This is a genomic window from Bosea vaviloviae, assembly GCF_001741865.1.
Taxonomy (GTDB): domain Bacteria; phylum Pseudomonadota; class Alphaproteobacteria; order Rhizobiales; family Beijerinckiaceae; genus Allobosea; species Allobosea vaviloviae.
On record NZ_CP017147.1, the window covers coordinates 1,767,981 to 1,782,314 of the forward strand.

The window sequence follows — 14,334 nt, forward strand, 5'->3', positions numbered from 1 at the left end:
GCGAAGGCGTGGATGCTCGGGACTTCGCCCGAGCATGACGGCGCAGCCTGTGCCTCAGTGCGTATGCGCGCCGGGGGCAGGGGCCTTGGCGCCCATGGTCTCGACCTTGAACGCGACCTCAACCGTGCCGGCCTTCTCGAAGGTCAGCGTGCCCTTGAGCATCTCGTCCTGCTTCAGCGGCTGCTTTAGGTCCATGAACATGATGTGGTAGCCGCCGGGCTTGAACTCGATCTTGGCGCCGGATGCGATCGCGAGCCCATTTTCGAGCGGCCGCATGGTCATGATGCCGTCGACCACAGCCATCTCGTGCATTTCGACGCTGTCCGCGAAGGGCACGGAGATCGAGACCAGCCGGTCGGGCGTCGCGCCCGTATTCTCGATCGAGAGATAGCCGCCGCCGACCTTCGCGCCGGCGGGCGTGGCGCGCGACCAGGGATGGCCGATTTTGAGCGGGCCGGCCTTGTATTCATGGGCGAAGGCGGCGGCGCTGCTCACTGTCAGCGCGATGGCCGCGAGCGTGTGCAAAATCTTGTTCATCGAAAAATCCTGAATGGCTGCATCGACCATGCCCGAGGGCAGGGGATGCGAAACGGCAGCGCGACCTGGGGCGTCTGCCCTAATGAAAGCGGGATAGGAGCCGTCAGAGACGGAGGAGGGCCGTCGGCGGCGCGCGCGATTGCGGCAGGCCGAACGCGGCCATGCGCGGTGGCGCCGGGATGATGGTGTGAAGGGCGGGCGCCTGAACGGCCAGCCTGACGATCATGCCTTGCATGGTCGGCGCGGGGCCGGCGATCACCGGATTGACCGGGCAGCCCTTGCAATGCGTCAGCTCGCCGGCGGGCTCGGGAGCGTCAGGTCCGGGAGCGCTCAGTCCGGAACAGAGCAGCGCGCCGTCGAGGCCGGGATGGGCGAGCGCGGCGGAAGGCGCCAGTCCCGCAGCCAGCACCGCCAGCGCATAGGCGACGGCGAGCCAGGCTCCGAGCGCGGAGCGGCGCAGTCGCGCGAGTAGAGGGGCGAAAGCCGGCATGCCGGGCAGATGCACCCGCATTCCTATGCCCGTCAAGCTGCGCCAGTGAAGCCGTGCACTCGCGCAGCGACCAGCGCGCTGCTTCGACGAAGGATTTTTCGTCACGGCGCTGCTGGCGGGAAAATTCTTTTCTCCCGTTTCGTTTCTTTAAAAGAACGATTGGGTTGACAAAGAGGATATCTCCGGCCAGATTATGGCTTGTCGTCGGGCATGGTCCGATGGCCGCGGGGATTTGAGCGAGCAGCTTGCGCCGCGTCACCAAACGCTAAAGCGCCACGACGTGGTCGTGGGCTCCAGTTATGAGGAGAAGACCATGGCCATGCTGACCGTTCGACCTGACGAACCCCGCCTCGCCTGCGATATGGGCTGTTGTCGACGCTGATCCTGCGCTGAAGGCCGGCTCACCGGCTCTCTTCCATCCGTCAGATGTCCATCAAGCGCCGCAAGAGCGGCGGAGGCAGAACCATGTCGCATACTCATTCCAGTTACGATCAGCTGGCTCTGGTCCAGGCCTCTCAGGCTTATGTCATCGAGATCGGCGAGACCCAGGCGGGCCTGGTCAATCGCCGTCCCGACGAGCGCTATTTCACCTTCATCGCGGCGTCCGCGGCGTTCCATGCGCTCGAGGGCCATCGCTTCGCTACGCCGAGCGCGGCCGAGCTTGCCGCCCGTCAGCTCGCCGCTCCGCGCCGCCACAGCGCGACGCGGCTGGCATCCTGACGAGGCCGCGATGGGCTCGCTCGCCTTTCTCTGGCGCTGGCTGTCGTCCTGGTTCGCCAGGGCGGTGCCTGCGCAGGCAGCGTGCGATCCCGCGGCTGATGAGGCCCTGCGCCAATCCATTCACGATGTGACGCACGAACAGCTCGGCATTGCCCACTGGTCCTGCCACACCCATTTCTGAGGCCATGATGAACGCCCCTTTGAAGCCTGACGCCTTTCGCGTCGGGATCGGTATCCCGCCATTGCCTGAGCCGATCATCCGCTTCGAGCGGGTCGGCAAGGTCTTTGCCGGCCGTCGCGGCCAAAGCGAGGTCGAGGCGCTCGCGGGCATCGATCTCGATGTGCCCAAGGGCGCGATCGTCGGCGTCATCGGCCGCTCCGGCGCCGGCAAGTCGACCTTGATCCGGCTGGTCAACGGGCTGGAGCGCGCCAGCTCCGGCCGCATCCTGATCGAGGGCGAGGACGTCACCGGCTTGAGCGAGGCCGGCTGGCGGGCGCGGCGCCGCACGACCGGCATGATCTTCCAGCATTTCAACCTGCTCTCCTCGCGCACGGTGTTTGACAATGTCGCGCTGCCGCTGGAGATCGCCGGCACGCCCAAGGCGGAGATCACGGCCCAGGTCGAGCGCCTGCTCGATCTCGTCGGCCTCGCCGACAAGCGCGAGCGCTATCCGGCCGAGCTGTCCGGTGGCCAGAAGCAGCGCGTCGGCATCGCCCGTGCGCTCGCGACCGAGCCGAAGGTGCTGCTCTGCGACGAGGCGACCTCGGCGCTCGATCCTGAGACGACGCAATCGATCCTGGCGCTGCTCAAGCAGGTCAACCGCGAGCTCGGCGTCACCATCCTGCTGATCACGCACGAGATTCCCGTCATCAAGGAGATCTGCGACCGCGTCGCGGTGATCGAGGGCGGCCGCATCGTCGAGGAGGGCGACACCTTCTCCATGCTGACGCAGCCCAAGCACCCGACCACGGCACGTTTCGTCGAGGCGGTGACCGGCGTCGATCTGCCAGCTCATCTCGCCGGCCGTCTTCGCAGCGAGCCGCGATCGGGCGACGCCGCAGTGCTGCGCATCACCTTCACCGGCGAGAACGCGACGGCCCCGGTGATCAGCCGGCTGAGTTCGATCATCGGCGTCGACGTCAACATCCTGGCCGGGCGCATCGACGCCATCGCCGGCAAGCCCTTCGGCAGCCTGCTGGTCTCGGTGCCGGCGCGCGAGCCTGAACTCGGTGCCGTGCTCGGCGCGCTGAAAAGCCTTGAACTCAAGGTGGAGGTCATCGGCCATGTCGCCTGAAATCATCCGGCTCATCCTCCAGGCCACCGCCGACACGCTGACCATGGTCGCGGTCGCGGCCGGGATCGGCACCTTGCTGGGGTTGCCGCTCGGCGTCTTCCTGGCGACGAGCAAGCGCGGCGAATTGTTTGCCGCGCCCTTCGCCAACGCGGTGCTCGGCGCGCTCGTCAATGCCACGCGCTCGACGCCCTTCATCATCCTCGTCGTCGCGATCATCCCGTTCACGCGCTTGCTGGCGGGAACCTCGATCGGCACTGCGGCCGCGATCGTGCCATTGACGGTCGCTTCCACGCCCTTCATCGCGCGCTTGATCGAGGGGGCGATCCGCGAGGTCGATCAGGGCCTCGTCGAGGCCGCCCGTTCGATGGGCGCGACGCCGGTCCAGATCGTGCGCAAGGTCTTGGTGCCCGAGGCGCTGCCCGCGATCGTGCTGGGGCTCACGCTTGCCATCGTCAGCCTGCTCGGCTTCTCCGCCATGGTCGGCGCGGTCGGCGGCGGCGGGCTCGGCGATCTCGGCATCCGTTACGGCTATCAGCGCTTCATGCCCGATGTCATGGCCGCCGTCGTCGCCGTCCTGATCGTCCTGGTCCAGACCGTCCAGAGCATCGGGGACCGGCTCGCTCGCCGCCTGAACAAGCGCCTGCGTCACGCCTGAACCCTAACCACAGCCCTCATCCTGAGGTGCATCCTTCGGGACGCTGGCTGCGCCGGCTCCTTGGGATGAGGGCTGAGGTTCTTGATCCGCCATCCCAAGCACAACCAAACAAGCACAACCAAAGGAGCCCATCCCATGTCCATCATCACACGCCGCGCCGCGCTGGCAGCCTCCGCCGCTCTTGCCCTGACGCTTGCCGTGCCGGCGCTCGCCCAGCAGAATCAGGTCGTGCGCATCGGCGCCTCGCCCGGTCCCCATGCCGAGATCCTGGAGAAGCTGAAGCCGCTCGTCGCCAAGCAGGGCATCGATCTCAAGATCATCGAGTTCTCCGACTATGTCGTGCCGAACCAGGCGCTCGACGCCGGCGAGCTGGAGGCCAACTCCTTCCAGAACCAGCCCTATCTCGACAACCAGGTGAAGGATCGCGGCTACAAGATCGTCAGCGTCGGCCTGACCGTGAACTTCCCGCTCGGCATCTATTCGGCCAAGTACAAGAGCTGGGGCGAGGTGCCTGACGGCGCCACCATCGCCATCCAGAACGACCCCACCAATGGTGGGCGCTCGCTCCTGCTGCTGCAGGACAAGGGCATCATCAAGCTGAAGGACGGCGTCGGCTTCAAGCCGGGCCCGGCCGACATCGTCTCGAACCCGAAGAAGCTGAAGGTCATCGAGATCGAGGCGGCACAGACCCCGCGTTCGCTGGCCGACGTGGCCGCCGCCGCGATCAACACCAACTACGCCGTCGATGCCAAGATCGAGCCGACCTCGGCGATCCTGCGCGAGGATCCCAAGGGCCCCTACGTCAACGTCATCGCGGTCCGCGCCGCCGACAAGGACAAGCCCTGGGTCAAGACCCTCGTCGACGCCTATCACACCCCCGAGATCAAGGCCTTCGTCGCCGAGCGCTTCAAGGGCGCCGTGCTCGCCGGCTGGTAACCCTTCCTCCCCACCTGGCCCCAATCGCGGTCAGGCGCCTGCCCCGGATGCGTGCATCCGGGGCTTTTTTTGTTGTGCGGACCCGCCCGTCATTCTCGGCCGCAGCGAAGCGGAGCGCCGGGTATCTCCTGCGAGAATCTCCGGCATGAGATGCTCGGGTCTTCGCCCGAGCATGACGCTCGTCGAGCCCTCAGCGCGTGATCTTCCCCAACGCGAAGAACTGCGTCTCGCCGGAGGACTCGTCGACGCCGTCATTATCGGTGACGACGAAGAGGTCGCCCGCCTTGTCGAGCGCCATGCCCTCGACCTTGTCGAGGCCATAGCCGCCGAGCTTCATCAGATCGGGCGTGAGGTCGCGCAGCAGCGTCTTCTCCACGGTCGGGATCGTGGTCGAGCCAATCGGTGCCGGCGTCAGGCCCTTGACCGAGAAGCTCGCCAGCGTCTTCACCGCCTTGTCGCCGAAGAGATTGTCGCGCTCGATCACGGCGAAAGTCTCGTTGCCGAGAAAGGTCAGTTCGGACAGGCCCATCCAGGCGCCTTCGGCCGGCTTGCCGAGCGGGTAGTGCAGCACCCCCCATGTTTTCGTCGCGGGCTTGTAGCTCAGGATTTTGGCCTTGCCCTTGGGATCGTCCTGCCACTCGCGCTGGACGGCGAGCCAGATGGTCTCTTCCGCGCCGGAGCCGGTCACCGCGACACCCTCGAAGCCGAAGCGGGTGGCCTGCTTCGCCAGATCCTCGGGGAGAAGGATTTCCTCCTCGACCACGCCTGCGGCCGAGGCGCGCAGCAGGATGTTCTGCGTCGGCTTGTCCTTGGCCTCGGGGTTGCCCTCCGAGGCGAGCCAGAAGCCACCAGCGGGGCGCGTCGCGATCGCTTCGAGATCATAGGTGGCGGGCTTGCCGTCCTTGGTCACGGTCAGGGCCGCGACGATTCGCGCCGGATTCTGGCTGGCGTCGATCTCGAGGATGCGCGAGGGCGAATAGGCGTTGTCGATGACGGCGAAGAGACGCCCAGGCGTCGCGGGATGCGCCGCCAGCCCAGACAGCCCGCCCCAGCCGAGTGGCACGCCCTCGACATCGCTGGAGAGGATGCTCGGATAGGCGGCGGGCTGATCGCCGCGCTGATAGATCGTCACGGCCGAGCGCGCCCCGCCCTTCGCGCCGAGATCGGCCTCGGAGGCCGAGACGAAGAGGTTGCGCTGCGGGATGGCGAGCAGGCCCTCCGGCGCGATGCCGCCCGGCAGCGCCTGGAGATAGCGCGGCGGCCGGCCCGAGCCCTCATCCTTGTAGACTAGGACCAGCGAAGCGCGCTCCAGCCCGACGAAGATCAGGCGGTCATTACCGTAGCTCGCGACCTCGATGCCTTCCGGCTCGCTGCCCTTGGCGGCCGAGCGGCGCTCGGGGTAGTGGCCGAGGCGCATCGCGATATGTTCGACTGCGGCGCCTGAATCGAACTCGACCGTGCCGTCCTTGCGGAAGATGGTGAAGCCGCGCGAGCCGCCCTTCCAGTCGCCCTCATTGGCGGTGACGAAGCGGTCATTGTCGAGCCAGCGCACGGCGTCGGGCTCGCGCGCCACGCCCTTCAGCTCTTCGCTGGGCTTGATCTGACCGTCGCGGGTCTTGTCGATCTCCTTGAGATCGACCGTGCCGGCCGGAAAATGCGTGACCAGCTTGCCTGTCTTCACATCGACGATGGCGATGTGGTTGTTCTCCTGCAACGTCACCACGACGAGGCCATCCTGGTTGACGTCGACGAATTCGGGCTCCGGATCGGTGGGCTCGACGGCGGCGATGCCGGTGAGGTCGACGACCTGGCGCGAGGCGCAATCGGCTGCGCCGTCCTTGACGCCGATCAGGGTCAGGTTGCCGGCGGGCAGTTGCGGTAGCGCGCCCTTGTTCAGCTTCTCGTCGCGCTCGTTCTCGATCGCGATGACGATTCGGCTCTTGTCCTTGCTGAGCGTGATCGAGTCGGGTTGGCCACCGAGCTCGCATCTGGCGATGACCTGCCTGGTCTTCAGGTCGATGGTGGCGAGATGCCCGGCCGGTTCCTTGAAATTGTCGCCGGAGGTGACGACCGCCGCGAAGGCGAGATCGCCGAGGATGACGACCGAGGTGGCCTCGCCCCCGACGGGAACGAAGCCGGCGGGCCTGGGTGCGTTCGGCGTGGCGATGTCGATCAGCCCGACCGCCTTCTGCTCGCCGTCGGTATAGGCGAGCAGGGTGCCGGCCTCGTTGGCGGCGATGATCTCCGCGACCGTCTTCTGCCTGGCGTCCCGGTCGGCGGGAAGGTTGAGCGGCACGGAGAAGGTCGCGATGCGGTTGAACATCGGCTCGGCCGTAGCAGTGCCGCAGAGCAGCGCGGAGGCGAGGGCGGCAGGGATGAAGGACTGGCGCATGGATCGATCCTGCTTCCGTTGAGGGGATAGCGCGAATCCAATCGGCTAGTCAGGCTGCATGACAGTTGCGTGTCGGGGGGCCGGAAATCCGGCACCCCGACGAGACTGGCTGCTGGTCACAGGCTCGCTACGGCATTGGCGGCAGAGCCGGCCGCCGAGCGCTTCAGGCCGATCACTTCCAGCTCCGTGATCACTGCGACGGCCGCGGCCTGCGCCAGCACGAAGGCGATGCCGAGCCCGCTTGGCTGGAACCAGCCCGCGACCAGGATCGCGATGCTGTCGGCGACCCAGAGGATGTTGACGCCGATCACGGCGTGGACGGCCAGGCGCGGCAGGGTTTCGCGGGCGCAGAGCCAGGCGAGCAACGCCGCACAAGGCAGCAGCACGAGGCCGGCTCCGCGCAGGAAGCCCGCGGGGAAGCCGAGCAGGCCGGAGAGCGGACCGGCCGCCATGGCAAGCAGCAGGCCGGTCGCGGCGCAGGCGGCGGCGTCAGCGGCAAGGGCATTCCGCAGGAAGCGCGAGGATTGGATCATGGACATCGCTCTGGTCTCCTTGGTTGTGGCCGGGGCGGGTTTGAGCCTGGGCCGTGGTCGATGGAGGCCATGCTGACGGGATCGTGTCGGCGGGTCGATTAAGCCAGAGGTAATTGAAAGCGGGCCGTGCTCGGATAGGTTGGCGTCATGAACAAGCATCATCAGCCCGTGGTCGGCTCGCTCATCCGCGACTGGCGGCAATTGCGACGGCTCAGCCAGCTCGATCTCGCGCTCGAGGCCGAGATCTCGCAAAAGCATCTCAGCTTCCTCGAAAGCGGCCGCTCGCAACCGAGCCGCGACATGGTCCTGCTGCTCTGCGAGCACCTTGGCGTGCCGCTGCGCGAGCGCAATGCGCTGCTGCTGGCTGCGGGCTATGCGCCGGTCTATCTGGAGCGTTCCCTGGAAGATCCAGGCCTGCAGGCGGCGAAGGCCGCGATCGACCTCGTGCTCAAGGGCCACGAGCCCTATCCGGCGCTGGCGGTGGACCGCCACTGGACGCTGCTTGCCGCCAACGCCGCGGTTGCGCCGCTGCTTGGCCTGATCGTGGATGCCGATCTGCTGCGGCCGCCGGTCAATGTGCTGCGGCTTTCCTTGCACCCGGACGGGCTCGCTCCGCTCATCGTGAATCTCGGCGAGTGGCGGATGCATCTGCTCGCGCGGCTGCGTCAGCAGATCAGGGCCACGGCCGATCCGGTGCTGGCCGATCTCCTGGCCGAATTACTGACCTATCCCGCACCGGTCGAGCCCGTGCGCAAGGGCCATGCACCGGAGATCGATGCCGAGCCTGCCATCGTGGTACCGCTGCAATTGCGGCTGGGCGAGACAGTCTTGTCCCTGATCTCGACGACGACGGTCTTCGGCACGCCGGTGGACATCACGCTGTCGGAACTGGCGCTGGAAACCTTCTTTCCGGCCGACGCTGCGACCGGTGAAGCCTTGCGCGCCATGGCGGCGCAAAGCGTCTCCGGGGCGTTTCCAGGGGTTCCGTGAACCGCGGGAAAATCCCGGGAACCTTCCTTCCGCCCATTGGTTTCTTCATCTCAGGCCGCAGCGACGGCGCGAATTCATGAGAAGGATCAAGATGATGGGCAGCACCGCCGACAAGATCAAGGGCATGGCCAATGAGGCCGCCGGCAACGTCAAGCAGGCCGCCGGCAAGACGCTGAACAAGCCCGGCCTCCAGGCCGAGGGCATCGCACAGGAGCGCAAGGGCGAGGCTCAGCAGGCGCTTGGCAAGGGCAAGGACGCCGTCAAGAAGGTGATCGACAAGGCCTGATTGCGGTCAGGCTTCGATCGAAGAACGGGCTGCCGGAAGGCGGCCCGTTTTTTGTGTGCGTTACCGCTGCCCGTCATTGCGAGCACCCGGGTCTTGCCTTCGGCAAGCCCGAGTACAGGCTCCGCGAAGTAATCCAGGGGCCGCCGTGCTCTACGAGACTGGATTGCTTCGCTGCGCTCGCAATGACGGCGAGGTCAAGCCGCGCCGCCGAGCCCGCCCAGAAAGTCCTTCACGCGGCCGAAGAAGCCGGCGGCTTCGGGATGGGTCGAATGCGAGCTCTCGCGCTCGAACTCCAGCAGCAATTCGCGCTGGCGGGCGGTGAGCTTCTGCGGCGTCTCGATCAACACCTGGATGTAGAGGTCGCCGACCTCGCGCGAGCGCAGCACGCTCATGCCCTTGCCCTTGAGGCGGAACTGCTTGCCGGTCTGCGTGCCCTCGGGGATCTTCACCCTGGCCTGCTCGCCGGTCAGCGTCGGCACCTCGATCTCGCCGCCGAGCGCGGCCGAGGTCAGGCCGAGCGGCACGCGGCAGAACAGATCGGCACCGTCGCGCTGGAAGATCGCGTGCGGCCTGATCGAGAGGAAGATGTACAGATCGCCCGCCGGTCCGCCGCGCAAGCCGGCCTCGCCCTCGCCGGCGAGCCTGATGCGCGTGCCGTCCTCGACGCCCGCCGGGATGTTGACGGCGAGCGTGCGCTCGCGCGTGACCCGGCCCGCGCCCTGGCAGATCTTGCAGGGGTCGTCGATGATCTCGCCGCGGCCATTGCAGGTCGGGCAGGTGCGCTCGACCGAAAAGAAGCCCTGATTGGCGCGCACGCGGCCATGGCCGCCGCAGGTCGGGCATTGCCGCGATTTGGAGCCCGGCTTGGCGCCGCTGCCGGAGCAGCCCTCGCAGGCGATCGAGGTCGGCACGCGGATCGAAGCGTTCTTGCCGGCGAAGGCGTCCTCCAGGCCGATCTCGAGATTGTAACGCAGATCGGCGCCGCGCTCGCGGCCATTGGCTGCGCGTGGGCCGCCGCGTCCGCCGCCCCTGGCATCGCCGAAGAACGAGTCGAAGATGTCCGACATGAAGTCGGAGAAATCGGGATTGCCGCCGCCCCCGCCGCCATTCTCGAAAGCCTGGTGGCCGAAGCGATCATAGGCCGCGCGCTTCTGCTCGTCGGACAGGACCTGATAGGCCTCGTTCAGTTCCTTGAACCTGGCTTCGGCCCCCTTGTCGCCAGGATGACGGTCAGGATGGCACTGCATCGCCTGCTTGCGGAAGGAGCTCTTCAGCTCCGCATCGCTTGCGGTCTTGGAAACGCCGAGGATCTCGTAATAGTCGCGCTTGGACATCAAACAGCCGCCCCTTCGCACTCCTCGAAATCATGGCCGGGCTCAGGCCCGGCCACCTCCGACAGAAGAGCGATATCTTCCTTCAGGACGCCTTCTGCGAACGCAATGGCCGGGTCAAGCCCGGCCATGTCGCTCAGCGAAAGGAGTCGTGCAATCAGGCGCTCTTCTTCTTGTCGCCCTTGTCGTCGCTGACGTCCTTGAAGTCGGCGTCGATGACGTCGTCCTTCTTGGCTTCAGCCGCATGCTCTTCGCCGCCATCGGCCGCCGCGGCGCCCTCCGTCTGGCTTGCCGCATACATGGCTTCGCCCAGCTTCATCGAAGCCTGCATCAGGTCGGTGGTGCGCGCCGAGATGGTCTCGGCGTTGTCTTCCGCCAGGGCCGCCTTCAGCGCGTCGAGCGCGGTCTCGATCGCCGTCTTGTCGGCGGCCGTGACCTTCTCGCCATAGTCTTTCAGCGACTTCTCGGTCGAGTGCACCAGGCTCTCGCCCTGGTTCTTGGCCTCGACCAGCTCGCGACGCTTCTTGTCCTCGCCGGCATTGGCCTCGGCATCCTTGACCATCTTCTGGATGTCGGCCTCCGACAGGCCGCCAGACGCCTGGATGCGGATCTGCTGCTCCTTGTTGGTGGCCTTGTCCTTCGCCGTCACCGAGACGATGCCGTTGGCGTCGATGTCGAAGGTCACCTCGATCTGCGGCATGCCGCGCGGAGACGGGGGGATGCCCATCAGGTCGAACTGGCCGAGCATCTTGTTGTCGGCCGCCATCTCGCGCTCGCCCTGGAATACCCGGATCGTCACCGCCTGCTGATTGTCCTCGGCAGTGGAGAAGACCTGGCTCTTCTTGGTCGGGATCGTGGTGTTGCGGTCGATCAGGCGCGTGAACACTCCGCCCAGCGTCTCGATGCCGAGCGAAAGCGGGGTCACGTCGAGCAGGAGCACGTCCTTGACGTCGCCCTGCAGCACGCCGGCCTGGATCGCGGCGCCGATGGCGACAACCTCGTCCGGGTTGACGCCCTTATGCGGCTCCTTGCCGAAGAACTGCTTCACGACCTCCTGGACCTTCGGCATGCGGGTCATGCCGCCGACGAGAACGACCTCGTCGATCTGGCCCGCCGAAAGACCGGCATCCTTGAGCGCTTTCTTGCAGGGCTCGATGGTGCGCTGGACGAGATCGTCGACCAGGCTCTCGAACTTGGCGCGCGAGAGCTTGATGGCGAGATGCTTCGGCCCGGAAGCGTCGGCCGTGATGTAGGGCAGGTTGATTTCGGTCTGGGCCGTGGTCGAGAGCTCGATCTTGGCCTTCTCGGCGGCTTCCTTCAGGCGCTGCAGGGCGAGCTTGTCCTTCTTCAGGTCGATGCCCTGCTCGCGCTTGAACTCCTCGGCGAGATATTCGACGAGGCGCATGTCGAAATCCTCGCCGCCGAGGAAGGTGTCGCCATTGGTCGACTTCACCTCGAAGACGCCGTCGCCGATCTCGAGGATCGAGACGTCGAAGGTGCCGCCGCCGAGGTCATAGACCGCGATCGTGCCGGCCGACTTCTTGTCGAGGCCATAGGCGAGCGCTGCCGCGGTCGGCTCGTTGATGATGCGCAGCACTTCGAGGCCGGCGATGCGGCCGGCATCCTTCGTCGCCTGGCGCTGGGCGTCGTTGAAATAGGCCGGGACCGTGATGACGGCCTGGGTGACCGGCTGGCCGAGATAGGCCTCCGCGGTCTCCTTCATCTTGGTCAGCGTGAAAGCCGAGATCTGCGAGGGCGAATAGTCGGTGCCGTCGGCCTCGACCCAGGCGTCGCCCGCAGCCGCCTTCTTGATCTTGTAGGGGACGAGATGCATGTCCTTCTGCGTCATCGGATCGTCGAAGGTCCGGCCGATCAGGCGCTTGATCGCGAAGAAGGTGCGCTCGGGGTTGGTGACAGCCTGGCGCTTGGCCGGCTGGCCGACGAGGCGTTCGCCGTCATCGGTGATGGCCACGATCGACGGCGTGGTGCGGGCACCTTCCGAATTCTCGATGACCTTGGGTGTAGAGCCTTCCATGACCGCGACGCAGGAGTTTGTCGTGCCGAGGTCGATACCAATAACTTTACCCATGGAGGGGATCCCTTTTAAATTGAGCAGATCGCCGGCCCGCGACGCCTGGGCGCCGCCTTCCGGCCCATGGACCGGGCCGCCCCCGCCTACTGCGGCGAGCGAAACCGGCATTCCACGTCGAACGGTCGTTAAACCGCCTCTTGGCGGCGTATATAGTGAGGGTGTTCCCGCCCTTGCAAGACACGAGAGCCGATTAAGAATCTGGCGCCGTCGCTGTGGCCGGGTGCGGCCGCGATCGGGATCATTCCCAGCCGGTGTTGCGCTTGTGTCCTTGCGTGCCGGCGCGGCCCCCGTCATTCAAGGCGGAATGCCCAAGCTCTCTTCGGGTTTGCCGAGCCTTCTTTGGACTTGCATGCCTTCGCTCGGTCGAGTCTTCGCCAGGGTTGTGACGTGAACCGACATCTGCGCCTTGCTTCGAGCCTTGCCCTGCTCGCCCTTGCCGGCGGGACGACGCTCGCTTGCGCCCAGCCGCTGCAATTGCCCGGCGCGCAGCCACCGAACCAGGCCGGCACCCAACAGTCTGCACCGCCTGCCTCCGGCGGCCCCGCGGCGGCGTCGCGCGCCCATGTGATGCCGGCGATCAAGGTCGCGGGCGAGGAGGCGATCATTGGCCGGCCGCTCAGGCGCAATGGCGGCTTCGGCGAGGCGGTCTTCGACAAGACCGCGGCGGGCTACGGGCTGAAACTCAAGGCCGAGGGGTTCCAGGCCAGCAATCTGGTCGAGCCCTGTGCGATCTCGTTCGGCGATGCGCCGGTGCCGCTGACAGCGCTGGGACGACCCGCCGGCGTCCCGCGCTATAAGCTCGAGGCCCCGATCTGCCCCATCGTCTTCGACGTACTTGATGGCGCTTTCCTCGTGGTTGAACCAGCGCAGCCCTGCGTCGTCGAGGCCGCTGCCTGTCGGATCGATCCGCGCGGCCTGTGGGGGCCGGATTCGCGCACGCTCGTCTCGCGCGCCAAGGAGATCGAATCCGCGCGCGGCACGGCTGAAAGAGCGGTGCGCGAGGGCTATCGGGTGCTCGGCGCCAAAGGCGATGCGTCCGACCAGCGCGCCATCGCGCGCGAACAGGCGAGCTTCTCGGCCGAGCGCGAACTGACCTGCCGCGACTTCCAGCGCGAGGGCTCGCTCGGCTTCTGCGGCGCGCGCATGACCGAGGCGCGGGCGGCATCGATCCGGGCGCGTCTCGGCATCACCAGCGAGCCGAAGCCCGCCGCCAAGCCCAAGCCGCGTCCGAAGCCGGTCCCGCTGCCGCTCACGCCGACGCAGTAAGTCTCGACGGAATTTTCATCCCTGCGTCATCCCGGACGAGCCGTGTAGCGGCTTAGATCCGGGGTGACGGGCGTATGTGGTCAGCGAGGCGGGCTCACTCCCATTGCGGCCCGCAATGCCCGCGTCGCGCCCTCGACATCGTCGGCCCCGAACATCGCGCCGATCACGGCGACCCCGTCCGCACCGGCGGCCATCACCGAGGCGGCATTGCTCGCATTGATGCCGGCGATCGCTCCGACCGGGAGTAAACCCAGCGCTTCGGCTGCCTGCCGCCGCAGCGCAGCGTAGCCGTCGAGGCCGAGCGGGATGTCGGCATCGTCCTTGTGCTGCGTGGCGAAGACCGGGCCGACGCAGGCATAATCGATGCGCGCGGAGGCGAGGTAGGGCAATTCCGCCGCTTCTCCCAGCGTCGCGCCGATGATCGCGTTCTCGCCGAGCAGGCGGCGGGCGTCGGCAAGCTCCATATCGTCGGCGCCCAGATGCACGCCTTCCGCGCCGGCCGCCAAAGCGACATCGACGCGGTCGTTGATCAAGAGCGGCACGCCGGTGCCGGCGAGTGCCGCATGGATCGCTCGGGCCTCCCGCACCATCTCGCGCGTCGAGGCCTCCTTGGCGCGGTACTGGATCAGCGTCGCGCCGCCTTTGGCCGCCGCCCGGGCGAGCTCGGCGAGCGAACGGCCTCTGGCGATCTGCGGATCGACCAGACCGTAGAGCAGGATATCGAGCGTCATTGGTTTACCCTCTCCGTCATTGCGAGCGTAGCGAAGCAATCCAGAAGGGCTCGCTCGACGGCCCTACAGCCTCAGACCGA

At 66.8% G+C, this 14,334-nt stretch carries 15 protein-coding genes; 8 read left to right on the forward strand and 7 right to left on the reverse strand.

The window, feature by feature from the left end; all coding sequences use genetic code 11:
* Positions 1-54: 54 nt before the first annotated feature.
* Positions 55-537 (reverse strand): copper chaperone PCu(A)C, encoded by a 483-nt coding sequence (locus BHK69_RS08245; protein WP_244548440.1) that lies wholly within the window; start codon positions 535-537, stop codon positions 55-57.
* Between the two features lie 103 nt (positions 538-640).
* Complete coding sequence (locus BHK69_RS08250) at positions 641-1,048, reverse strand: hypothetical protein (RefSeq protein ID WP_069689672.1); 408 nt, start codon at positions 1,046-1,048, stop codon at positions 641-643.
* Between the two features lie 444 nt (positions 1,049-1,492).
* Here BHK69_RS08250 and BHK69_RS08255 point away from each other — a divergent pair, with 444 nt between their 5' ends.
* The 5 genes from BHK69_RS08255 to BHK69_RS08270 all read left to right on the forward strand — a co-directional run bounded on the left by BHK69_RS08255 (position 1,493) and on the right by BHK69_RS08270 (position 4,633).
* Positions 1,493-1,747: a hypothetical protein gene (locus BHK69_RS08255; RefSeq protein WP_069693480.1), complete on the forward strand. Its 255-nt coding sequence runs from the start codon at positions 1,493-1,495 to the stop codon at positions 1,745-1,747.
* Between the two features lie 10 nt (positions 1,748-1,757).
* Positions 1,758-1,928 (forward strand): hypothetical protein, encoded by a 171-nt coding sequence (locus BHK69_RS32585; protein WP_158516176.1) that lies wholly within the window; start codon positions 1,758-1,760, stop codon positions 1,926-1,928.
* A 7-nt stretch (positions 1,929-1,935) separates the two neighbouring features.
* Complete coding sequence (locus BHK69_RS08260) at positions 1,936-3,042, forward strand: methionine ABC transporter ATP-binding protein (RefSeq protein ID WP_069693481.1); 1,107 nt, start codon at positions 1,936-1,938, stop codon at positions 3,040-3,042.
* Positions 3,032-3,697, forward strand: coding sequence for a methionine ABC transporter permease (locus BHK69_RS08265; protein WP_069689673.1), 666 nt, complete (start codon positions 3,032-3,034; stop codon positions 3,695-3,697). The genes BHK69_RS08260 and BHK69_RS08265 overlap by 11 nt, the downstream gene beginning before the upstream one ends.
* Before the next feature lie 135 nt (positions 3,698-3,832).
* Positions 3,833-4,633, forward strand: a complete 801-nt coding sequence (locus BHK69_RS08270; RefSeq protein WP_069689674.1) for a MetQ/NlpA family ABC transporter substrate-binding protein — start codon at positions 3,833-3,835, stop codon at positions 4,631-4,633.
* Between the two features lie 190 nt (positions 4,634-4,823).
* Here the strand turns inward: BHK69_RS08270 and BHK69_RS08275 are convergent, their stop codons facing one another.
* Both BHK69_RS08275 and BHK69_RS08280 read right to left on the reverse strand, forming a co-directional pair.
* Positions 4,824-7,025, reverse strand: a complete 2,202-nt coding sequence (locus tag BHK69_RS08275; RefSeq protein WP_069689675.1) for an esterase-like activity of phytase family protein — start codon at positions 7,023-7,025, stop codon at positions 4,824-4,826.
* 116 nt (positions 7,026-7,141) lie between these two features.
* The gene (locus tag BHK69_RS08280) at positions 7,142-7,564 is read right to left on the reverse strand and encodes a hypothetical protein (RefSeq protein ID WP_069689676.1); all 423 of its coding nucleotides are present in this window, start codon (positions 7,562-7,564) and stop codon (positions 7,142-7,144) included.
* 141 nt (positions 7,565-7,705) lie between these two features.
* Here BHK69_RS08280 and BHK69_RS08285 point away from each other — a divergent pair, with 141 nt between their 5' ends.
* Both BHK69_RS08285 and BHK69_RS08290 read left to right on the forward strand, forming a co-directional pair.
* Positions 7,706-8,548 (forward strand): helix-turn-helix domain-containing protein, encoded by an 843-nt coding sequence (locus BHK69_RS08285; RefSeq protein ID WP_069689677.1) that lies wholly within the window; start codon positions 7,706-7,708, stop codon positions 8,546-8,548.
* Between the two features lie 94 nt (positions 8,549-8,642).
* The gene (locus BHK69_RS08290) at positions 8,643-8,834 is read left to right on the forward strand and encodes a CsbD family protein (protein ID WP_069693482.1); all 192 of its coding nucleotides are present in this window, start codon (positions 8,643-8,645) and stop codon (positions 8,832-8,834) included.
* Between the two features lie 194 nt (positions 8,835-9,028).
* Here BHK69_RS08290 and dnaJ read toward each other — a convergent pair whose 3' ends face one another.
* Together dnaJ and dnaK are read right to left on the reverse strand one after the other, a co-directional pair.
* Positions 9,029-10,168, reverse strand: a complete 1,140-nt coding sequence (dnaJ, locus tag BHK69_RS08295; RefSeq protein ID WP_069689678.1) for a molecular chaperone DnaJ — start codon at positions 10,166-10,168, stop codon at positions 9,029-9,031.
* Between the two features lie 154 nt (positions 10,169-10,322).
* A complete protein-coding gene (dnaK, locus tag BHK69_RS08300; RefSeq protein ID WP_069689679.1) occupies positions 10,323-12,254 on the reverse strand; it encodes a molecular chaperone DnaK in 1,932 nt (643 codons plus the stop codon).
* Positions 12,255-12,644: 390 nt separating this feature from the next.
* Between dnaK and BHK69_RS08305 the strand changes: the two genes are divergently transcribed.
* On the forward strand, positions 12,645-13,523 hold the full coding sequence (locus tag BHK69_RS08305) for a DUF1311 domain-containing protein (RefSeq protein WP_069689680.1): 879 nt from the start codon (positions 12,645-12,647) through the stop codon (positions 13,521-13,523).
* Between the two features lie 80 nt (positions 13,524-13,603).
* Here BHK69_RS08305 and thiE read toward each other — a convergent pair whose 3' ends face one another.
* Positions 13,604-14,254, reverse strand: coding sequence for a thiamine phosphate synthase (gene thiE, locus BHK69_RS08310; protein WP_069689681.1), 651 nt, complete (start codon positions 14,252-14,254; stop codon positions 13,604-13,606).
* Positions 14,255-14,334: the final 80 nt, after the last annotated feature.

Excerpts from the sequence above, each read along its gene's own strand:
- BHK69_RS08285 (WP_069689677.1), top strand. The coding sequence starts at position 7,706 with ATGAACAAGCATCATCAGCCCGTGGTCGGCTCGCTCATCCGCGACTGG.
- BHK69_RS08255 (WP_069693480.1), top strand. The coding sequence starts at position 1,493 with ATGTCGCATACTCATTCCAGTTACGATCAGCTGGCTCTGGTCCAGGCC.
- BHK69_RS08250 (WP_069689672.1), bottom strand. The coding sequence starts at position 1,048 with ATGCGGGTGCATCTGCCCGGCATGCCGGCTTTCGCCCCTCTACTCGCG.
- BHK69_RS08245 (WP_244548440.1), bottom strand. The coding sequence starts at position 537 with ATGAACAAGATTTTGCACACGCTCGCGGCCATCGCGCTGACAGTGAGC.
- BHK69_RS08265 (WP_069689673.1), top strand. The coding sequence starts at position 3,032 with ATGTCGCCTGAAATCATCCGGCTCATCCTCCAGGCCACCGCCGACACG.
- BHK69_RS08290 (WP_069693482.1), top strand. The coding sequence starts at position 8,643 with ATGGGCAGCACCGCCGACAAGATCAAGGGCATGGCCAATGAGGCCGCC.
- BHK69_RS32585 (WP_158516176.1), top strand. The coding sequence starts at position 1,758 with ATGGGCTCGCTCGCCTTTCTCTGGCGCTGGCTGTCGTCCTGGTTCGCC.
- BHK69_RS08270 (WP_069689674.1), top strand. The coding sequence starts at position 3,833 with ATGTCCATCATCACACGCCGCGCCGCGCTGGCAGCCTCCGCCGCTCTT.
- BHK69_RS08260 (WP_069693481.1), top strand. The coding sequence starts at position 1,936 with ATGAACGCCCCTTTGAAGCCTGACGCCTTTCGCGTCGGGATCGGTATC.
- thiE (WP_069689681.1), bottom strand. The coding sequence starts at position 14,254 with ATGACGCTCGATATCCTGCTCTACGGTCTGGTCGATCCGCAGATCGCC.
- BHK69_RS08280 (WP_069689676.1), bottom strand. The coding sequence starts at position 7,564 with ATGTCCATGATCCAATCCTCGCGCTTCCTGCGGAATGCCCTTGCCGCT.
- dnaK (WP_069689679.1), bottom strand. The coding sequence starts at position 12,254 with ATGGGTAAAGTTATTGGTATCGACCTCGGCACGACAAACTCCTGCGTC.
- dnaJ (WP_069689678.1), bottom strand. The coding sequence starts at position 10,168 with ATGTCCAAGCGCGACTATTACGAGATCCTCGGCGTTTCCAAGACCGCA.
- BHK69_RS08275 (WP_069689675.1), bottom strand. The coding sequence starts at position 7,025 with ATGCGCCAGTCCTTCATCCCTGCCGCCCTCGCCTCCGCGCTGCTCTGC.